Origin of the sequence: Psychromonas sp. (genome assembly GCF_047632995.1) — a bacterium.
In the GTDB taxonomy this organism is placed as follows: Bacteria; Pseudomonadota; Gammaproteobacteria; order Enterobacterales; family Psychromonadaceae; genus Psychromonas.
Genome location: NZ_JBLIEK010000069.1, coordinates 1 through 19749 on the forward strand (window position 1 = coordinate 1; position 19749 = coordinate 19749).

The 19749-nt window shown below is 42.7% G+C and carries 18 protein-coding genes; 7 read left to right on the top strand and 11 right to left on the bottom strand.

Going from position 1 to position 19749, the window contains the following annotated elements:
• From ACJAT7_RS12075 to cra, 6 genes are all read right to left on the bottom strand, one after another.
• A partial coding sequence (locus tag ACJAT7_RS12075; protein WP_415227054.1) for a sterol desaturase family protein occupies nucleotides 1-729 on the bottom strand: 729 nt, incomplete at its 3' end.
• An 85-nt stretch (nucleotides 730-814) separates the two neighbouring features.
• Nucleotides 815-2290, bottom strand: a complete 1476-nt coding sequence (glgA, locus tag ACJAT7_RS12080; protein ID WP_415227055.1) for a glycogen synthase GlgA — start codon at nucleotides 2288-2290, stop codon at nucleotides 815-817.
• 422 nt (nucleotides 2291-2712) lie between these two features.
• On the bottom strand, nucleotides 2713-3273 hold the full coding sequence (locus ACJAT7_RS12085) for a sugar O-acetyltransferase (protein WP_415227056.1): 561 nt from the start codon (nucleotides 3271-3273) through the stop codon (nucleotides 2713-2715).
• 120 nt (nucleotides 3274-3393) lie between these two features.
• Entirely contained in the window at nucleotides 3394-6168 is a 2775-nt protein-coding gene (locus tag ACJAT7_RS12090) for a glycoside hydrolase family 3 protein (RefSeq protein ID WP_415227057.1), read from the bottom strand.
• Nucleotides 6169-6618: 450 nt separating this feature from the next.
• Complete coding sequence (locus tag ACJAT7_RS12095) at nucleotides 6619-8145, bottom strand: GNAT family N-acetyltransferase (RefSeq protein WP_415227058.1); 1527 nt, start codon at nucleotides 8143-8145, stop codon at nucleotides 6619-6621.
• Between the two features lie 71 nt (nucleotides 8146-8216).
• Nucleotides 8217-9200, bottom strand: a complete 984-nt coding sequence (gene cra / locus ACJAT7_RS12100; RefSeq protein ID WP_415227059.1) for a catabolite repressor/activator — start codon at nucleotides 9198-9200, stop codon at nucleotides 8217-8219.
• 289 nt (nucleotides 9201-9489) lie between these two features.
• Here cra and fruB point away from each other — a divergent pair, with 289 nt between their 5' ends.
• From fruB to ACJAT7_RS12125, 5 genes are all read left to right on the top strand, one after another.
• A complete protein-coding gene (gene fruB / locus ACJAT7_RS12105) occupies nucleotides 9490-10608 on the top strand; it encodes a fused PTS fructose transporter subunit IIA/HPr protein (RefSeq protein WP_415227060.1) in 1119 nt (372 codons plus the stop codon).
• Nucleotides 10605-10838 carry a PfkB family carbohydrate kinase gene (locus tag ACJAT7_RS12110; protein WP_415227061.1) on the top strand — a complete coding sequence of 78 codons (234 nt, stop codon included), beginning with the start codon at nucleotides 10605-10607 and terminating at the stop codon, nucleotides 10836-10838. Before fruB ends, ACJAT7_RS12110 begins: the two co-directional genes overlap by 4 nt.
• 2 nt (nucleotides 10839-10840) lie before the next feature.
• The gene (locus tag ACJAT7_RS12115; RefSeq protein ID WP_415227071.1) at nucleotides 10841-11554 is read left to right on the top strand and encodes a 1-phosphofructokinase; all 714 of its coding nucleotides are present in this window, start codon (nucleotides 10841-10843) and stop codon (nucleotides 11552-11554) included.
• 13 nt (nucleotides 11555-11567) lie between these two features.
• Nucleotides 11568-13304 (top strand): PTS fructose transporter subunit IIBC, encoded by a 1737-nt coding sequence (fruA, locus tag ACJAT7_RS12120; RefSeq protein WP_415227062.1) that lies wholly within the window; start codon nucleotides 11568-11570, stop codon nucleotides 13302-13304.
• 257 nt (nucleotides 13305-13561) lie between these two features.
• Nucleotides 13562-14041: a CDP-archaeol synthase gene (locus tag ACJAT7_RS12125; RefSeq protein ID WP_415227063.1), complete on the top strand. Its 480-nt coding sequence runs from the start codon at nucleotides 13562-13564 to the stop codon at nucleotides 14039-14041.
• 45 nt (nucleotides 14042-14086) lie between these two features.
• Here the strand turns inward: ACJAT7_RS12125 and corA are convergent, their stop codons facing one another.
• A complete protein-coding gene (corA, locus tag ACJAT7_RS12130) occupies nucleotides 14087-15154 on the bottom strand; it encodes a magnesium/cobalt transporter CorA (RefSeq protein ID WP_415227064.1) in 1068 nt (355 codons plus the stop codon).
• Between the two features lie 54 nt (nucleotides 15155-15208).
• A complete protein-coding gene (locus ACJAT7_RS12135) occupies nucleotides 15209-16150 on the bottom strand; it encodes a metallophosphoesterase (RefSeq protein ID WP_415227065.1) in 942 nt (313 codons plus the stop codon).
• A gap of 308 nt (nucleotides 16151-16458) precedes the next feature.
• Here ACJAT7_RS12135 and ACJAT7_RS12140 point away from each other — a divergent pair, with 308 nt between their 5' ends.
• Complete coding sequence (locus ACJAT7_RS12140) at nucleotides 16459-17571, top strand: diguanylate cyclase (protein WP_415227066.1); 1113 nt, start codon at nucleotides 16459-16461, stop codon at nucleotides 17569-17571.
• Here the strand turns inward: ACJAT7_RS12140 and ACJAT7_RS12145 are convergent.
• The 3 genes from ACJAT7_RS12145 to ACJAT7_RS12155 all read right to left on the bottom strand — a co-directional run bounded on the left by ACJAT7_RS12145 (nucleotide 17565) and on the right by ACJAT7_RS12155 (nucleotide 18560).
• A complete protein-coding gene (locus tag ACJAT7_RS12145; protein WP_415227067.1) occupies nucleotides 17565-17786 on the bottom strand; it encodes a hypothetical protein in 222 nt (73 codons plus the stop codon). The genes ACJAT7_RS12140 and ACJAT7_RS12145 overlap by 7 nt on opposite strands.
• Before the next feature lie 34 nt (nucleotides 17787-17820).
• On the bottom strand, nucleotides 17821-18129 hold the full coding sequence (locus ACJAT7_RS12150; protein ID WP_415227068.1) for a hypothetical protein: 309 nt from the start codon (nucleotides 18127-18129) through the stop codon (nucleotides 17821-17823).
• Between the two features lie 101 nt (nucleotides 18130-18230).
• Nucleotides 18231-18560, bottom strand: a complete 330-nt coding sequence (locus ACJAT7_RS12155; protein ID WP_415227069.1) for a hypothetical protein — start codon at nucleotides 18558-18560, stop codon at nucleotides 18231-18233.
• Between the two features lie 171 nt (nucleotides 18561-18731).
• On the opposite strand from ACJAT7_RS12155, the gene ACJAT7_RS12160 reads away from it, so the two are divergent.
• Nucleotides 18732-19749, top strand: a 1018-nt coding sequence (locus tag ACJAT7_RS12160; protein ID WP_415227070.1) for a TIM-barrel domain-containing protein, incomplete at its 3' end; no start/stop codon positions are given.

Consider the following 19749-nt stretch of genomic DNA (forward strand, 5'->3'; position numbering starts at 1 on the left):
TCCCTGCTGCATTTGCGGATAATCAACACTGGGTTTAGCTGTATAGGTTGAAAATAATTTATCCCAAATAATTAAGTTAAAGCCATAGTTACTGTTGGTCTCTTTAACTAGGTGCGAATGATGTATCCAGTGAACGTCGGGGGTGACAATCACTTTTCGTAAGCAGTTATCAAGCTTGGCGGCTAATTTAAGATTACTGTGATTAAATAATGCCAACCCGTTTAAGAGCAGCTCAAAGAGAATAACCGCAGCAACAGGTACACCGAGCAATAATACAAAAGCAATTTTGATAACCATGGAAAGCACCATTTCAATAGGATGAAAACGCAGCGCAGAACTAACATCCAATCCTATTTCCGTATGATGCATGCGATGTAGCGTCCAAAGAAAGGGGATCTTATGCAGCAAAACATGCTGACCATAAATAATCAGATCAAGCATCAATAAAGACAAAATAATCACCACAAGAGAAGGTAAATTAAGCAGATTAAAAATACCGATTTGATGTTCACTGGCATAATGCGCCGCCCCCACCGCAAGTAACGGCAAAAGCAATTTCATAGAAAGAGTGTTAATAACGCCAAGACTTAAATTGATCGACCATTGTTGTAAACGGGACGATTTTCGCTTGGCGAGCGGATGTGAAAACTCCGCTATGGCTAATATTATAAAGAGCAGTACAAAAACAGCTGGCCGGATAATATGCTGATAGTCGATGAAGATATTCATTAAAAATCCCTAATAAATCAACCGGCCAACTGCGCCTCAGTTAATTGACGCAGTCGCTGAATTGCTGCAGGTTGGCTATCTGCAATCAGAATCGAGAGTTTGCATGTTGATACAGCTCTTCATATTCAACTGCCGTGTGATGCCATGAGAAATCCATCTTCATCCCATTAGTTACCATTTTTGCAAATGCAGGCTTATCGTTACGGTATACAGAACCAGCCCATCTCAATGTGTCTCTCAGCGCGGCAGGATAAAGATCGTAAAATTTAAACCCGGTTGCTTTATTGATATTTCCCGCTGAGTAGTTGTTCACTGTATCTTCAAGGCCACCCGTTGATCTTACAATAGGGACAGTTCCATATTTCATGCTATACATCTGGTTAAGCCCACAAGGCTCATATCTTGACGGCATAACAAAGAAATCTGAACCCGCTTCAACCAGATGGGCAAGCTTGTTGCTGTAGCCTATATGAGCTCCGAATTTATCTGGATAAGCTTTGGCATAGTCAGATAAAGCCGTTTCTTGCCACGTCTCTCCAGAGCCAATAATAACAAATTGGACATCATCCTCTTTGAGCATATCATCGATACACTCAATAAAGACATCAAGCCCCTTCTGATGAGCAAGTCGTGATACGACACCATAAATAGGCACATCAGGGCGAACTGGTAGACCAAATTCTTCCTGCAGAGCCGCTTTGCATTGTGCTTTACCGGTTAGATCTTTATCTGAAAAATTGTAAGGAAGTAACTTATCTGTTTCAGGATCCCACTCAATGACATCGATTCCGTTTAAAATACCGCGTAGTTTACCTTGTACCGCTCGATGTTGAAGCGCGCGCTCTAAGCTAAATCCGTAATCACGTGTGAGAATCTCTTCTGCATAGGTAGGACTAACGGTTGTCACCATATCGGATGTCAGCACCCCCGCTTTTAGGAGATTAAGCTGATCGTAGAACTCAAAGCAGTGGACGTTAAAGTAATCCCAACCAAGTCCTGTCCAGTAAAGATTCGATTTTTTGAATACGCCCTGGTAGCCAATATTATGAATAGTGATAATTGATTTGGTTCGGCTGAAGTTTTCATATGAGTTATAGAGATCACTTTTTAAATAGACATTACACAGCGCAGTGTGCCAATCGTTGGCGTGCAAAACATCGACCTGGATATCAAGTGCCAGTACAGCCTGCATGATTGCCCTGCTCAGAAATATAAAGCGTTCTGCGTTGTCAGAATATTCATTACCATCCCAATCGTATAGTTTAGGGCGATCGAAGTACCTATCAAATTCTATAAAGTAAAAAGAAAGATTTTCACTGATCTTATGCTGGCGAATACTTGCCCATTCCTCATTCGAATCGCCAAAAGGGACACCCAGAAGTTTATAAACACACTCTGTATCATCACATTTATCACCCATAACCTGCGGATAATACGGCATAAATACTGAAACATTGTGGCCATTTTCAGCTAGTGCGTATGGCAGTGAGTATGATACATCAGCTAATCCACCTGTTTTCGCATAGGGTGCGGCCTCACTTGTTGCCCAAACTATATTCATTATCTATACCTCAAATATTAACTTATGTGCAGAACGCAGCTGCTCTGCGGCAGAAACAAATCACCTACTAATATTTAAGTAAGCGCGATGATAATTTTTAACTTGAAGATTACTATAAAAGTCGGGAGACCCAAACCTTTTATCTACGATATTCAATGCCATAACCATTCATAACTTATATTCTTTAACTCATGATATTAAAGAAAGTAAATATCATACTAGCACTAACTAAAAGTCAATGTTGCACATTGCAAAAGATAGATCATCCCCCTAGTGTCACTCTAGACTGAGAAAATAAATAAATTTGTGATCTGCTAGACGCTCTCCCAATGGCGTTACGTTAGTCATAATTAGATTAGCTCCTTTTATGCTCTGTTCCGCGCAGGATAAAGCTACAAGGAGAGTACTGGCAGACGCGCTATTTAATTATCTATCGTTTTGATCACCCGACACGGATTGCCCGCAGCAACTACATTAGCCGGAATATCCTTGGTCACTACAGCGCCCGCACCGATTACCGTATTATCACCAATGGTGACGCCGGGGCAGATAATTACACCGCCACCGATCCAGACGTTATTGCCGATTTTAATAGGCAAGCCGAACTCAACTCCCTCTTCAACACGGCCTTTTACATCTAGCGGATGCCCTGCTGTATAGACCTGCACATTCGGCGAAAAGAGTACGTTATTACCAATTTCGACGGTATTTACATCCAGCACCACGCAGTTAAAGTTGGCGTAGAAGTTCTCGCCCACTATTATATTGCTGCCATAATCACAGCGAAATGGCGGCTCTAAGTAGACTTCACCTGTCGCATTAGGCAGGAGGGCTGTGATCGCCTCTTTCCACTGAGCACTGTTGGGCAGCGAATTATTGAGTTTTTGCAGTGTTTTACGGCATTGCGTACGCGCTTGCAGCAACTCTTCATCCCAAGCCTTATAAGGCTGGCCCGCCAACATTTTCTGTTTTTCTGTTTTCATTGCATTACCCTAAATTTATTGGTGAATAACATCCACTACGCGCACTTTTTTGATCTCTACAGGCTTTCACAGCGGCACTCAAAGGTTGTTTTGAGTGCCGCTACTGGCTACTGTCTACTTTTACGCTTTAGTAAAAATAAGACGTTCAAGCTCTAGACCGGATTTTACGAAATCCAGGTCAAGTTTATAGAGCCCTTTCTCCAGTTTAACCTGCAGCCCTTCAATGGTTACCAGCTTGCCATCGGTACCATTAACTGCAAGAGACATGCTAAAGATGCCGTTAAAGCGCAGGCTACACGAAGATTGCGCAAGTGAGTTCCTCTCATAACAAATAAGAGCGCTACATTGATAGATACCTGGATCTGCAACTGCAATCGTGAAACTGGTATTGGTTTTACGATTAAGTTGGATCGTATCTTCAATGGGCTGTGCATTGATACCTGAAATGTCACTGTTTGCTGCAAACGTTTTGATCGGCTCATAAGCTTTAAGCGGACGCGCCATTACAGGTGCTTCCATGATAAAGCGGCAGATATTCATTGCACTGCGTTGCAGTTCGCCGACACTCAAGGTGCCCTTTTGCAGTGCTTTGAGCGTGTCGTCGCCCATTGCATTGCTTTGCGCACCGTCTTTTTCCACCACCATGTAAAGATCATTTTGTGAGCGGATCATAAACGAGGTAAAGGTTTTACCTTCTTTGCCCGCTTCAATCGGATCGTTCATTTTAGCCCACCAGTCGGTCATCACAATCCCACTGAACCCCCATTCACCACGTAAAATAGTGGTATTGAGATCGTAATTAGATGCGGTCCAATGCCCGTTAATCGGGTTATAAGCAGTCATAATAGTTGAAGCCTGGCCCTCTTTAACTGCCATTTCAAAGGGTTTAAGGTGAATTTCGCGTAGCGCACGTTGTGACATTACGCTGTCAACATCGACTCGAGCAGTCTCTTGGTCATTGCCTGCAAAGTGCTTAATGGTCCCGGATACGCCTGCCTTTTTAAGACCACGGGTTTGCGCTGCGGCCATGATTCCGGTCATTAGCGGATCTTCAGAGAAGTACTCGAAGTTTCTACCGTTAAGTGGATGGCGATGAATATTGATACCCGGGCCTAATAATGTATCAATCTGATTGGCACCAAGCTCTTGCCCGATAAGGTAGAATAACGCTTCATTAAGCTCACTGTTCCAGGTACAGGCAAGTAGCGTACCGATCGGCACTTGCGTTGCTTTATGGCCACTGTCCATGCGTATTCCCGAAGGCCCGTCCGCTGCAGCCGCCACTGGAATTCCTAAATTAAACAAGCTCTCAGAAACGCCTCCAAAAGCGGCTGCACTGCCAGGAGTAACCTTAGGGCTGCACATTCCTTCGCCTCTAATAATGGTTGCAAGTTGCTCATGGCTCATTTGCGCAACAAAGTCTGTTAGTGATGCGCGCCCCTCTTTTACATCAATCAGCTTGATCCCTTGGCATCCTGTGATCGCAAAAGATCTGGGCATATTTGCATTAATCCGCTCAGCGGGCGAAATGCTGCGTTGCGGGACCGACTCATAAGTTGCTTGATACAGACCATTGTCGTCTAGCGCGCCAGGTTTTAGTCGCTCAAAAGCTTTGATCGGTGCCAGTGCCTCAGAGAGCACTTCGGTCACTAATAGCTGTTCCAGCTGCAATGTTGCAGAGAGTTTTTGTGCGTGACGAACGCTAGCGCCGAGATAAAACTGATAACAGCCCTGCTCGAGAACATAGCAGTTACTGTGTCCTGTTACCCCGCTGTCATCATAGGACGCAAGCGTTTTAAGTGCGATGGAAACGCGAATAATTTCATGTTCACCCGGCTTAAGTATCTTTGATTTAGCAAAGCCAGCTAATACACGTGCAGGTTGACCAAGCTCTCCTTGCGGCGCCTCAACATAAATTTGGATAACTTCCTTACTACTATGCGCTAACCCGATGTTTTCTACATTTATATCAAAATGGAGAAGTTGGTCAATGCCGGTGCCTTGCACCGAGTGTGAAACCAGCTCGCGGCTAAACTGTGTGTATGAAAGACCCGCACCAAACTCGTACTGGACAGCTTCCGGGTTAAACGTTTGGAAATAACGGTAACCAACATAAATATCTTCAACGTAAAGATTAAAATCTTTACGGCCAAAATTAGCCGATGATGGATAGTCTGCAAGTTTATAAGCAATGCTGTCAGTCAGACGGCCGCTGGGTGAGAGGTCGCCGCAAAGAACATCAGCTAACGCATGACCACCTTCCATACCGGCAGCCCAACTATAGAGAACCGCTTGAATTGATTGCTTATTTTTTATCGACTCCAGCCATGACATATCCATAATATTGGTAACATTAAGAACAATAATAACATTGTCGAAATGAGCGTTAACCTTTTCAATCATTAAAACTTCGTCATCAGTGAGCCGATAACTGCCCGCTGCATCTACGTTATCTTGATCTTCACCTGCGGTGCGGCCGATAAAAAATAGTGCTTTATCTGAGTTAGCGGCAGCCTGTTTAATAATATCGTCAGCAATCAGCATCTCTTGTTGGAACCAAGGCTCCGCAGCCCAGCCGCCACCGCCATCGTCAAATGGATGGTCGGCAATCCACTGTTCATAGATAGTTACAAGAGCTTCATTGATCTCAATTGCCGGGTTGCCGCGAAGCCCTTCTAATGCGTTGATTGCATAAGGTACATTGACAGCGCCACCAGAGCCAGTACCACTGCGATAAGTATCTATTTGGCAGCGACCAAAAAGAGATATTTTCTCTCCGAGCTGCAGAGGAAGTGTCGCGTTTTTATTTTCTAATAGTACGATACCTTCGCCAGCAGCTTGACGACTGATAGGGACAAGGTTTTTCTGGGCGATGCTGATTTTTTCTGTTTGCATATGTAAAAGTCCAATTCGATAAAATTTTTTATTAAAAAATTAATTATTTGTTTTGCTTTAGTTGGGTAATTGCCCAATCTCTTTGTCTATGGCCATTATGCTGAGCAGATATATCAACTGTTTCTTTACACTTTGTATGGTGATGCCAGCATTTAGAAAATATTTTAGAGGGTATAGAGTACTTTTGTGGTTAATTTTTGCCAAATTTCAATACTATACTGTCAAATTATGGTTGTATTTTGATTCTGTGAGGGGAGTGCTATTAAAATCCAAATAAACAGGCAAAAATCGGTGACGAGGAGATCGCTAAATTTGGCCAGGGATTTAGGTGCTTTTTGGAACAAAGTAGCTTTTAAAGTGACAGCTCTGCTTTATGTTTCGGCAGTAGCAGAGTGCCTTCTGCTACTGCCATTACTGTCAACTTAAATAAAAGCGCAAGATTAGCAGCCCCTAGTGCTTATCAATAATTTTTAGCGAGTACAGATCATGACGTCTATCTTTCAGGGCATGTACACTACCGTGGCTATGTAAGGCTTTTAAGAGATCTAAATTAACATCCACAATTAAGCTCATTTCTGAGTTGGGTGTTGCTTCAGCCTTAATGCCAGTGGTAGGAAATGCAAAATCAGAAGGGGTAAAGAGCGCCGACTGCGCATATTGGATATCCATATTATTAACCCGTGCTAAGTTGCCCACTGCACCGGCAATCGCCACATAACACTCATTTTCGATAGCGCGCGCCATGGCACAATGACGCACTCGGGTATAACCATTTTGTGTATCAGTTAAAAAAGGAACAAATAAGATATTCATCCCTTGATCGGCGAGTAAACGGGAGTATTCAGGAAATTCCACATCGTAACAAATCATTATGCCCACTTTGCCACAGTCGGTATCAAATACTTTGATTTGATCGCCTCCTGTCATAATCCAATTTCTTTTTTCTGAAGGGGTGACATGTATTTTATCATAGCGCTCCCAACTGCCATCACGACGACACAAGAAGCCTGAGTTATAAAGCTTATCATCAACCAGATAAGGCATGCTGCCGGTGATGATATTGATATTGTAGGTGATCGCAAACTCGATAAATTTATCACGAATGGGAATCGTATAATCCGCTAACTTACGGATTGTTTCAGGAATGTTTAAATGGTGGAAAGGTGCCATCAGCGGCGCGTTAAAGAGTTCAGGAAAGAGAATAAAATCACTTTTATAGTCCGATACTGCATCGACAAAAAATTCAATTTGTTCAAACAGATCATTAAGATCAGCCATGCTGCGCATTTGCCACTGCACCAAGCCGATACGGACTTCCGACTTCGGCGCATTAATCAGTTTAACTGAACGGGTATAATAAATATTGGGCCATTCCAGTAAGGTGGCATATTCCAGCGACTCAACATCCCCGGCAAGATAATTTTTCAACAGTTTGCGCACAAAAAAATCATTGGCTAACTGAAAGCTTAAGACGGGATCAAAAATCTCTTTCTCTTTTACTTTCTCGATATACTGTTTTGCACTCAATTCGCCTGCAAATTTTGAATAATTGGGCATCCGCCCACCCGCTATAATGGAGCGCAAATTAAGATTTTCACATAACTCTTTGCGCGCTGCATATAAACGGCGCGCGAGCCTTAATCCGCGGTAGTCTGGGTGGATAAAAACTTCAATACCATATAAAACATCACCATCAGGATCGTGATTAGAAAAGGTCATTTTCGATGTAATTTCATCATAGGTATGCTCATCACCAAATTTTGCATAATCAATAATTAATGAAAAAGCACAGCCAACCACTTTACCATCGACGCAAACACAGATTTGCCCATCAGGAAAACGCGTTAACAGAGCATCGAGGGCTTTTTCATTCCATGCATTGAGTTTATCTATCAGGTAAACATCGGCTGACGCACTCTGCAGCTCTAACATATCCTGCTTGTTTAAATGCCTGACTTCAACATGATTAGCTTCCATACTTTATCCTTAAATAATGTGAGAATGGGACACTTTTATTATCTTATATGGCGCACGTTAACAGTGCTATTCTACCGCTTAATTAACCGGCGTGGAACAACTTCAATGCAGGGATTATAGTCACCCTTGGCTGCGGAAAGTGCAAGCTGTAGTGCCTTTTCTGCAATCATCTCAAACTGCTGAGGAAGCGACTGAATTTTAACCGGTAAAAAATCTAACAGGCGGTTATCACCAAAGGTAGCTAACGCGACTTTTTGCAGCAATTGAGGATGTGCTAATAAACTATCTAACACCCCTTCAAATAGCGCATAAGAAGTGACTAACACCGCATCGGGGAAGCAAGCTTGTTCAATCCATTGCTGCGCCAAATGCCGGCCTTCTTCAACACTAAAGTGTTCGCCATATGCGTACTTAACATCAAGCAGTTTTCCATGTTCGGCAAGTGCCGCTTTGAAACCTTGCTCACGCTCTTTGGAAATACCCAGCTTAGGCACCGCGCCAATCAAACCGATACTATTGATATCTTTTACAAGTATCGATTGGCTTAGTTCAAACGCACCTTCGAGATCTTCACTTATCACACTGGCAAAAACTTCATCATCAAGCGTACGGTCTATCGCCACGACTGGCACTCCTCTAGCTTGAATCTTGCGATAAAAGTCACTATCAGCGGTTAAAGCACTCGCGACTATAAGCACATCAATACTGCGACTGACAAGGCTCGATACAACGTTCATTTCGGTATCAGGATCATCATCCGAACAGGCAATAATTAATTGAAAGCCCGCTTTTCTTGAATCCCGCTCGAGCAACTTAGCCAGCTTGGCATAACTGGAGTTTTCTAAATCGGGAATAACCAAACCAAAGGTGCGGCTATTGCCCGCTCTTAATGAACTGGCTGCATAATTGGCTTTGTAATTATGCTCTTTTACCACCGCCATCACTTTCTTCTGCGTTTTTTCACTAATCCGGTATTGATCAGCCTTGCCATTTATTACGTAACTGGCCGTAGTGCGTGAAACGCCCGCTAACTTTGCGATGTCTTCTAATTTCATCTATAACTCACAGTAATAATACTAATAACCGCAATGTAATTCACATCAGTAGTTATTGGCAAATAATAAAATTTTACTAAACTAGTGATAATAGTAACTAAAACGATCCAGTATAGCTAATGAATCGTTTCAGCTAAGCGGGTTTTCTTCTCTACCCTTTATTCTAACGGATTATCTAAGAGTCAAGTGATTCCTGCACAAAGACCCTGCTTCTTTCATTTGTCGCAATATTTTTTAACTGCCTGCTGAACCGTTCAGTTAAGGTATACAGAAATAAGGTGTGTAAGCCATGTTAACAATTAGCAAGAATGATGTTGTTCTTTCTCAAGTCGCTATAAATAAAAAAGAGGCGATAAAATCGATCGCCCACAGCCTTACAGACAAGGGCTATGTTGAAGCCGGTTACCGCGAAGGTATGCTCGCACGAGAAGTTCAAAACTCGACCTTTTTAGGCAATGGCATCGCTATCCCTCACGGCACCACAGAGACACGCGGCATGGTCAAGCAAACAGGTGTTATCGTCCACCACTTCCCACAAGGGGTCGATTGGGGAGATGCTAATCTGGTTTATCTTGCAATCGGCATCGCCGCTAAATCAGATGAGCATTTAACTATTCTCAAACAACTGACGAAAGTACTCAGTGCCGATGGCGTTGAGGAACTACTCAAACAAGCAGACAAAGCTGAAACCATTGTCGCGTTACTGTCGGGCGAAGTTCAAAGTGAAATTGAATTTAACAGTGACTTGATCCAACTTGATTTTCCGGCAAGCGAGTTATTACAGCTTAGCGCCGTAGCCGCAGGCTTAATGAAAAACAGCGGTGCGGTAAATGATACCTTTGTCAGCGATGCGCTTAACAATATCTGCGACTTAGGTGAAGGACTTTGGTTCGCCTGCAGTAATAAAGGGGTTGTCAAAACGGCCCTCTCTTTTGTAACAAGCAGTGAGACTTTGCAGTTTCAAGGCTCCCCCGTTAAAGGCGTACTGTGTTTAGCCAGTAATAACCAACTGCACCTCAAAAACTTAAACTTTTTGATTGAACTTTTATATCATAAAAAAACCGCGCCGTTATTTAACGCCTCCGAAAAAGAGATTATTGACTTGTTAACGCAAGAAAAACTTACGGGCAGCCAGCAGATATTTACCATTAAAAATCCGCATGGTTTGCATGCGCGTCCAGGGGCGATGCTCGTTCATACCGCAAAAAAATTTACGGCTAAAATTCAACTGAGCAAACTAAATGGCAACGGTAAAACTGAAAATGCCAAAAGCCTGATGAAGGTAATGACTCTGGGCGTTAAATTAGGCGATAAACTACAATTCACAGCACAAGGTGAAGATGCTGAGCAAGCGTTGGCCGCAATAGGTAAAGCCATTGATGAAGGATTAGGTGAGAGCATAGTATGAAAACAAAATTAAAAGTTGTCACTGTAACTTTAAATCCAGCATTAGATCTCACCGGTTCACTGGATCTGCTGTTGACAGGTAAAGTGAATTTGATCCACAGAGGTAGCCTGCACCCTGCTGGTAAAGGGATAAATGTTGCCAAAGTACTTGCTGAACTGGGCGCAAAGGTAACAGCGGGCTGCTTGGCGCTGATAATCAAGAGGCCTTTGTACAGCTGTTTGATTCATTAAAAATCACTGATAAATTTATCCGCGTAAAGGGTGCCAGTCGAATCAATGTAAAAATAGTTGAAAGTTCTGGGCAGGTAAGCGATCTTAATTTCCCCGGCGCAACGATTACAGCAGATGAGATTGTGAAATTTGAAAACACTTTATTTGCCCTTGCGCAGTCACATCAGATCTTTGTTATTGCGGGTAGCTTGCCGCAAGGTGTTTCACCTGAGCAGCTTGCATTGTGGATTGAAACATTGCAAAAAGCGGGTAAAAAAGTGTTTTTTGACAGTAGCAATATTGCCTTAGCCGCAGGTGTTAAAGCACGCCCCTATCTTATCAAACCTAATGATGAAGAACTTAGCGCACTTGTTGGGCAAACATTAAGCAGTACCCACGACATCAAAAGTGCCGCCGAAAAACTACAGCAGCAAGGCTGTGAAAATGTGGTGATCTCACTCGGTGAAAAAGGCGTACTTTGGCTTAACCAAGCGGGCTGGATAGAATCGACGCCACCCAAAATGACGGTAGTCAGCACCGTCGGTGCAGGGGATACCTTAGTTGCAGGACTTTGCTGGGCGGAACTCAATCAGTGGAGTAAAGCGCAAAGCTTAAGTTTTGCAACCGCACTGGCCGCATTGGCTGTGAGTCAAATCGGCGTCGGTGTTGAAGATATTAAGCAAGTGCAGGCAATACAGGAAAGCGTGCAAATCAGATCCCAATTAATTAATGGATAGAGAGGATAGAAATATGAAATTAGCTATCGTTACCGCCTGCCCATGCGGCATAGCCAACAGCATTATTGCTGCGGGTTTAATAAAAAAAGCAGCAAAGGAATTAAACTGGGATGTGGATATAGAGTGCCAGTCTACCATTAGCCCCGTTGATACCCTTACACAAACGCAAATTGACACAGCAGACTGTATTATTATTGCAACCAATAGAGCGCTTGATAACAGCCGTTTTAAAGGTAAAAAGGTCTATCAATCTGATATTTCCGAATGTCTGAGCGATGCCAAAGCTTATCTGCAAAATGCCGTTGCAAAAGCCACAAAATTAAGCAAAGTGACTACGGCTGCTGAACCTGTAGCGATGGAATCCACAGCCGAAAATAAAAACATAGTCGCTATTACTGCCTGCCCGACTGGCGTTGCTCATACCTTTATGGCGGCGGCTGCTTTGGAAAATGAGGCCAAGCGTTTAGGTTATGAGATTAAAGTTGAAACTCGCGGCTCTGTCGGGGCAAAAAATCTGTTAAGCGCAGAAGATATTCAGCATGCGGATTTGGTTATTATTGCCGCCGATATTGAAGTGGATTTAGCCCGCTTTAATGGTAAAAAACTGTACAAAACCAGCACCGGTTTAGCACTTAAAAAAACCGAGCAGGAGATCAATAACGCCTTTGCGCAAGCCACTGTTTTCCAAAGCCAAGACGCCAATAAAGAGGCTAGCCAGAGTAAACAGAAATCGGCCGTATATAAACACCTGATGACAGGTGTCTCGCATATGCTGCCAGTCGTTGTTGCTGGTGGTCTATTAATTGCACTTTCTTTTGTATTCGGTATTGAAGCCTTTAAAGAGGAAGGCACAATGGCGGCGGCATTAATGACAATAGGCGGGGCCTCAGCCTTTGCACTGATGCTCCCGGTGTTGGCTGGGTTTATTGCTTTCTCTATTGCCGATCGGCCCGGTCTTGCCCCCGGTCTAATCGGCGGTATGCTGGCAGGTTCAACCGGCGCGGGTTTCCTTGGTGCTATTCTGGCCGGTTTTCTGGCCGGTTATACGGCTAAACTTATTGCCGATAAAGTCAATTTACCCGATTCAATGACCGCGCTTAAACCTATCTTGATTATTCCCTTGCTCGCCAGTTTGGTTACCGGATTGGTGATGATTTATATTATCGGTGCTCCGATAGCTGCAGTTATGGCCTCACTCACTGAGTTTCTCAACAATATGGGATCGGCGAACGCGGTATTACTGGGTATTTTGCTTGGCGCCATGATGTGTTTCGATTTAGGTGGCCCAGTTAACAAAACGGCATATACCTTTGGTGTCGGTCTGTTGGCATCGCAAACTTATGCGCCAATGGCCGCGATTATGGCAGCCGGAATGGTTCCAGCATTAGGGATGGGGGTGGCGACATTCTTAGCAAAATCTAAATTTCTTCCCAGTGAAGCAGAAGCGGGTAAAGCATCATTTGTATTGGGGCTTTGTTTTATTTCAGAAGGCGCTATTCCTTTTGCCGCTGAAGATCCGATACGCGTTATCCCATGCTGCATGGCGGGAGGCGCTTTAACGGGTGCGCTTTCTATGCTTTTCGGTGCACAGTTACTGGCCCCACATGGCGGCTTATTTGTACTACTTATTCCGGGTGCGATTAGTCCTGTTTTATTATATTTGGCAGCGATCGCCGCAGGCACCGCCGTCACCGGCTTTAGTTATGCATTTCTTAAAAAAGATGATCGAAAAGAAGCGGTTACTGCTTAACTGATACATATTTAAGGATTCCAGTAATGCAACTGAAAAACCAGCTCTTTAGCTGGTTTTCTTATAATATTGCGCTGCACAATATCGTTTAACTCCCCCGCCTGCACTCTTCCATCACTGTCACCTGCTATTGGTCTATACTCATAAGGTGTCCACCATTTCCTTATGAATTAATGGGTTATCTTAAAGTTGATGTGCGTATAGCAAGGAGAGCCAATGCCACTTTTAAACCACGCTAGTCTAATTGAGCCCGCACAATGTTAGCATTTAAGCTGCTGCTGATTTTAATTGCGGCTAACGGTATTCCCGCAATATTACATCGCTGCATGGGCACAACCTTATCTCAGCCAATAGATGGGGGACGGCTGCTTGGTGATGGCTATCCGTTATTTGGTCATTCTAAAACATGGAGAGGTCTTTTTACCGGCATCGTTGGCGCAGCCATTATCGCAACTTTGTTGGGGTTTACACCGCTATTTGGCCTTGGATTTGGGGCGGCAGCTCTATTGGGGGATCTACTTTCCAGTTTTATTAAACGACGCCTTAGACGCCCTTCGAGCAGTAAATTTCTCGGTTTGGATCAGATTCCAGAGGCGCTGCTCCCTCTTGTTACAGGCGCAATTTTCTTAGATTATGGAGTAACTACTATTGCCGTGGTGACATTATTGTTTTTTCTGCTTAATATTCTAACCTCTCGCCTACTTTATCAATGGGGGATTCGTCAACACCCGCATTAGCTCAAATATTCGCTTTTATGAATGCGAATAAAAACAGCAGGCGGCTTATAACCACTTCTTTTTTTTAAAATAGATAAGCAGCAAAACGGGAATGGTAATAAAAACAGTCCAAAGTATTGGATATGCCCATTCCCATTTCAACTCAGGCATATATTCAAAGTTCATTCCGTAGATCCCGGTAAGAAAAGTCAAAGGAATAAAAATAGAAGAAAATACGGTCAACACCTTCATAACTGCATTCATTTTATTACTTACGCTAGATACGTAAATATCCAATAGACTGGTTAATATCTCTCGATATAACTCTATTGATTCTACGACACGTATTGCATGATCAGAGACATCTTTAAGGTAAATATGCGTTTTTTCACTGATCAGTTCCGACTCACTGCGAAGCATTTCTGCTATCAATTCTCTTAGAGGAGAAACATACCTGCGGATGCTGATCACTTCCCTTTTAAGCTTTTGGATTGTACTGAGCATATCAGGCGTTGCTTCAGAGGCTAATAAACTATCCTCTAATTCAGTAATTTCATCATCCAATGAGTCTAATAGAATAAAATTTTGATCCACAATAGTATCCAGAATCGCGTAGGTCAGATAATCTGAGCCGAAGCTTCTGAAGCGACTTTTACCCGCTCTAATACGTTGCAAAATAGGATAGAGGAGATCATCCTTTTTTTCTTTGAACGTGAATACAATGTTCTTGAAAATTAAAAGGCTTATCTGCTCATAGGTAACAGAGAAATACTCATTTTCCGGGAGCAGGCATTTGAGCACAATATACAGATGGTCATCATATTCTTCGAATTTAGGCCTCTGATTGGTATTGAGAATATCTTCGAGTACCAGTTGATGGATGCCAAATATTGCTCCAATCTGTTCAATAATACTGACGTTTGTTAAACCTTCAATAATCACCCAGGTCATGGTATCTCTATTTTTATACTTGAGAAATTCATCTACAGATTGGATCTCTTTTTCTTTAACATTGTCCTCACTGTAATCAATGACCGTCATTCTGGTTACCGTTTCCAGAACACTACCGACATGAATAAGTGAACCAGGCGGTAAACCTGACTTTTTTGATACCGCGTTGATAGATTCAGTCATTTATTCCCACCAAAAAATAATTTATCATCATTCCCCCATGTTTGCTGGCAGCGGTTAATCTTTGCAGATCAGTTTATGCAGCGTAATTTCCGGTAGACAGTTTATACGTACATTAACGATTGACGTACCCGAGCCTACCGACGTGTAACCTTGTAAATTATTATAATACCATGCCCCTTTGCCCACAAAACGGGGGCAGTCAGAGTCAAGTGTAAGAGGAATACCACCCGGCAAACATATTTGTCCGCCATGAGTATGACCACAAAGAAGCAAATCAAAACCCGCTTCTGCTGCTTGCTTATAGATAGCAGGTGTATGAGATAAGAGGATACTGGGTGTGGTTTCAGTGATCCCATTTGCCGCTTTAGGGATATCGTCAGCACGAAAATAGTGTGCATCATCAATTCCGGCCAGAAACAGTGCCGCCTTGCCCCGTTTAATAAGCGTATTTTCATTAACAAGCAGTTGGATCCCCATCTCTTCTAAAGCGGGAACCATTAAAATGCTGTCATGATTTCCTAATACTGCGTAGACAGGTTTGTTTAGATGTATTCTCACGCGCGCCATAGCGGCAAGCGCCTTATCTATCTCTCCGTATGTGAGTGCGCGATAATCTCCAGTCATAACACAGATATCATAATTAACCGCTCTCACCTGTTCCATCAACGCCAGAGTCGCCTTCTCATCCATATCTAGATGAAGGTCGCTAAGATGCAGAAGGGTAAAACCTTGAAATGCTTTATCTAAGTGTGGGAGCTTGAGCGTGTTTTGACGTAGCTGAATATTTCTGGCATTACGCTGCCCTTTACCGAGCATCAGGCATAAGCGCATTATAGTTCTGATAATTTTATGTATGGAGTAGAAATTCTCAATATGAAAAAAGTTACGACCTTGTCCAAACACCTGCGCCGTATGCGCCTCTTCACTCGCAATACGTCGTTTGCTTTGTTCGGCGCCAAGTCGTTTTTCTAGTGCTGCCAATATGTTGACTTTCATATACGTAAAGTGTCCTTTGCCGTGTGTTAATTGGTCACCAATCAACAGCCTATCACTGAAGTATAGATTATCTTTTTTATCTTTATTTTAATCGTTAGAGCTGCTGTTTACACTGACGGCTAGCAGCTCATTGTCAGGCAGCTTCTCTCCATAAAGTATATTTAGCAATTTTAAAAGTTTGTTCTGCCAGATAATTATTTTTTAGCGCTGAACTATAATACAGAGGAGTAGACCTTACTGTGTAGCGTATTTATTTACCAGCTTAAAAAAACATACGCATATGCTCTACAAAACGGATAAGTGAGCCTATGAAAAAAGTTATGGATAACCTTCTAAAGCTAATAGCACGCCTTCAGGTACAGGTTGATGCTAATGAAAAGAAGACAGATATTGAAAAAAGTTTTGCTGATATAGAAAAGTTAATTGCATCTATTGACCACAGCTACAATAAAATTGAACAAGATGAACAGCGCTTAGAGTTGGTTATTGAGAGCACTGGCGTTGGCATCTGGGATTGGTGGATTAAAAGCGGTGAAACAATATTTAACGAGCGCTGGGCAAATATTATCGGCTACACATTAGATGAGATTTCTCCGGTCAATATTGATACTTGGATTAAATATGCTCATCCAGATGATCTTCCTGAATCTGAGCGATTACTTAAAGAGCATTGGCAAGGTAAAACGCAATATTACATTTTCGAATCACGTATGAAGCATAAAAATGGACACTGGATTTGGGTCTATGATACAGGTCAAGTCGTTGAATGGGCTCAAGATAAACAACCGCTGCGTATGATTGGCACGCACCTAGATATTAGCGAGCAGAAGGAAAATCAACGCATGCTTGCGGCGCAAAAACGCTTACTGTTAAAACAAGCAGAGGCACTGGATTTATCTAATAAAACGTTAAAATCACTCTGTGAAACGGATCCTTTAACACAAATCCCCAACCGCAGAGCTTATGAACAATATTTAACGACACAGATAAACGCAGCCAAAAGAACGGGTAGCGCACTCGCATTACTGATGATCGACATTGATTATTTTAAACAATATAACGATGGATACGGCCATCTAAAGGGAGATCAAGCGCTGATTAAGGTCGCCAAAGCAATGCAGCAGACACTGACACGAGCAACTGATTTCGTTGCTCGTTTTGGTGGTGAGGAGTTTGTGGTGCTATTGCCTTGCACTTTGCAAGAGGGAGCCGTAAAGGTTGCACAGAATATGTTAAATATTATTCTTGCACAAAATATCGACCATGGGTATTCAAAAATATCCAACGTGTTAACCATCAGCATCGGCATTGCAGTGCTACAAGGTGATCTCTTGACAGTAGAAAAATTGCTTCATAACGCGGATAGAGCACTTTATCACGCCAAAAGTAACGGCAGAAACTGCATATCAACTCGTTACTGAAAAACCTTTTTTGCTTTGATAGCCGCGCCGAGAACAACAGAGCTAAATGGATCTGCAACTTCAATATTGATCGAAGGATATGCAGTTCTAATTGCTTTTTGAACAATAGGCGATAACCCCATCCCCCCGGTTAGATAGATAATTTCAGGTTGAGTTCCGACCTTTTTAATTGAAGTATTAATCATAGCGAAGAGTTTATCCAACCACAATTTCATCGTCTCTGACGACTCGATTTGGGTAATATTTACCTCAAGTTTTTTCAACAAAATGAAGCGGTAAGCTTATCTGCTCACTGTCACTGAGCTTTATTTTTGCCCTTTCCACCGAATGCATTAACTGATGCGTTAAGCGATTTTTCTGCACCCGCTGCAGACGTAACAGTTTCAAAGGATCTTCAGCGTCAATAATATATTGCCGAATTGATAACGTTCTGCCCAGTGAATAGAAATCAGTTATTTCCGGCATATTATCAATTGATAAAGTTCCGGAAAACAATAGATTAGGTATTGCACGCCCATCAACGGTTCGCCCACCACGACCGAATAAAGGTGATAGCACACCATTTGCTAAGTGCTTATCGCAAGCAATTCCGCCCTGCCTTATCCCTTGCGTTGAAAGAATGTCATCATCTCTATTTAGTTTTTCAGATTTTTCTGCACTCAGGTGACAAAAGGTAATATCGGATGTACCGCCGCTATCTCCAGTCGTGTTGCCTTGGCGTTAATAAACGAATTTTTAGTTAGCTCATCCGCGAATCTTTTTTCTTTATTGACGGTACTTTGTAAAAGAAACTGTAAGCCTGCCACCTTCATAACTTGCTGCGCTTTACTTGCAATTTTAATTTGCGCCTTTAATTCACTCTTCTGTTTCTTTGCCGCATTTATCTGCTTGCTTAACTCGGCTCTGATCTCTGTTTCATATTTTGAGATGCTCAGTGAATTTGGTTTTGGCAGCGCATTATCATGCGCATTAAGATAGATTGCTGTCACATCTACTCCAAATAATTGTATCTCTCTTTTCCTAGATAATAATACCTCCCCCCCCTGCGGTTCAACTATTACCTATAATGGCGCACCTAAACAGCTAAATCCGCTTGCACCTTGATAACAAAAACATTATCTTCCTTACAAGATTTATTAAAATCCAACAAGGACAGTGTGATGCGTATTTTTATATTATTTTTTACCCTCTTATTCAGCAGCCAGTTATGGGCTGAAATTCAATGGATTGGCAATGAACAGGGATATAAGCTCAATGCCTCGACTTTATTTAAAATGCGTAAAGAGTTAAGCAAAGAGGAGCAAAATCAATTAAAAACGTTACGTAATGTTACGTTTGAGAATCGCGCTGCATTTAAGGATGCGCTTGATAAGCAGATCGGCAGTCAACATCCACTGTCGAAAAGTTTAGTTGAGAAAGCTATGCTACCGGCGATCAGTTACGGGGTTGAGGAACGATCTCATCTGCTCAGTTTAATTGTCAGTGATGGCGACCACCATCAAGATCAAAATTCATTTACGCAAAAAAGCTGGTTGAAATTACCTGCAGTCGCTAAAACTACGCAATTACAAAGCAAGTTTAACAATCAGTGTCTGCAAATATCAGCGCAACAGAAATTATTGTTTGAGTTATGCTCAGGCTCCCGAAACGGTGAGGAAAAAAGTGCTTATCTAAAAACAGCAGCAAACTCAATATTGGGTTTGGGACAAGAATTTGTCAATCCAGGTGCGACCAACGCTAATCGCCTCGGTGAGACACGCCATGGTAAAAATACCATGAGCGGATTTAATGGGGGCTTCAATGGTAATACCCTGTTCCCTATCGCCTATTTTGATTTCCCTGCCAGCGAGCATAAACAACCTTTTGCACTTATTCTCGATAATCGCTATCCACAAAACTGGGATTTTAGCAGCACGCCTTATAAACTCAGTGTCGGAGCCGGCGATTTCAAACTGCACGTGCTGACGGGTAAAACCCTTGCCGATATCCGCCGTAGTTATATGTTGATGGCGGGCACCCCGCTGCTTCCACCCAAATCGGCTTTTGGCTTATGGCTTTCAGAATATGGTTTTGATAACTGGGCTGAGCTGGATCAGAAAATCGCCACACTTAAAAAGAATAACTTCCCGCTAAGCGGTGTGGTACTTGATCTGCAATGGTTTGGTGGCATTAGCGAAG

Coding starts and splice junctions, on each gene's coding strand:
- glgA (WP_415227055.1), bottom strand. CDS start 2,290: ATGAATATAGTTTGGGCAACAAGTGAGGCCGCACCCTATGCGAAAACA.
- ACJAT7_RS12085 (WP_415227056.1), bottom strand. CDS start 3,273: ATGAAAACAGAAAAACAGAAAATGTTGGCGGGCCAGCCTTATAAGGCT.
- ACJAT7_RS12090 (WP_415227057.1), bottom strand. CDS start 6,168: ATGCAAACAGAAAAAATCAGCATCGCCCAGAAAAACCTTGTCCCTATC.
- ACJAT7_RS12095 (WP_415227058.1), bottom strand. CDS start 8,145: ATGGAAGCTAATCATGTTGAAGTCAGGCATTTAAACAAGCAGGATATG.
- cra (WP_415227059.1), bottom strand. CDS start 9,200: ATGAAATTAGAAGACATCGCAAAGTTAGCGGGCGTTTCACGCACTACG.
- fruB (WP_415227060.1), top strand. CDS start 9,490: ATGTTAACAATTAGCAAGAATGATGTTGTTCTTTCTCAAGTCGCTATA.
- ACJAT7_RS12110 (WP_415227061.1), top strand. CDS start 10,605: ATGAAAACAAAATTAAAAGTTGTCACTGTAACTTTAAATCCAGCATTA.
- fruA (WP_415227062.1), top strand. CDS start 11,568: ATGAAATTAGCTATCGTTACCGCCTGCCCATGCGGCATAGCCAACAGC.
- ACJAT7_RS12125 (WP_415227063.1), top strand. CDS start 13,562: ATGTTAGCATTTAAGCTGCTGCTGATTTTAATTGCGGCTAACGGTATT.
- corA (WP_415227064.1), bottom strand. CDS start 15,154: ATGACTGAATCTATCAACGCGGTATCAAAAAAGTCAGGTTTACCGCCT.
- ACJAT7_RS12135 (WP_415227065.1), bottom strand. CDS start 16,150: ATGAAAGTCAACATATTGGCAGCACTAGAAAAACGACTTGGCGCCGAA.
- ACJAT7_RS12140 (WP_415227066.1), top strand. CDS start 16,459: ATGAAAAAAGTTATGGATAACCTTCTAAAGCTAATAGCACGCCTTCAG.
- ACJAT7_RS12145 (WP_415227067.1), bottom strand. CDS start 17,786: ATGAAATTGTGGTTGGATAAACTCTTCGCTATGATTAATACTTCAATT.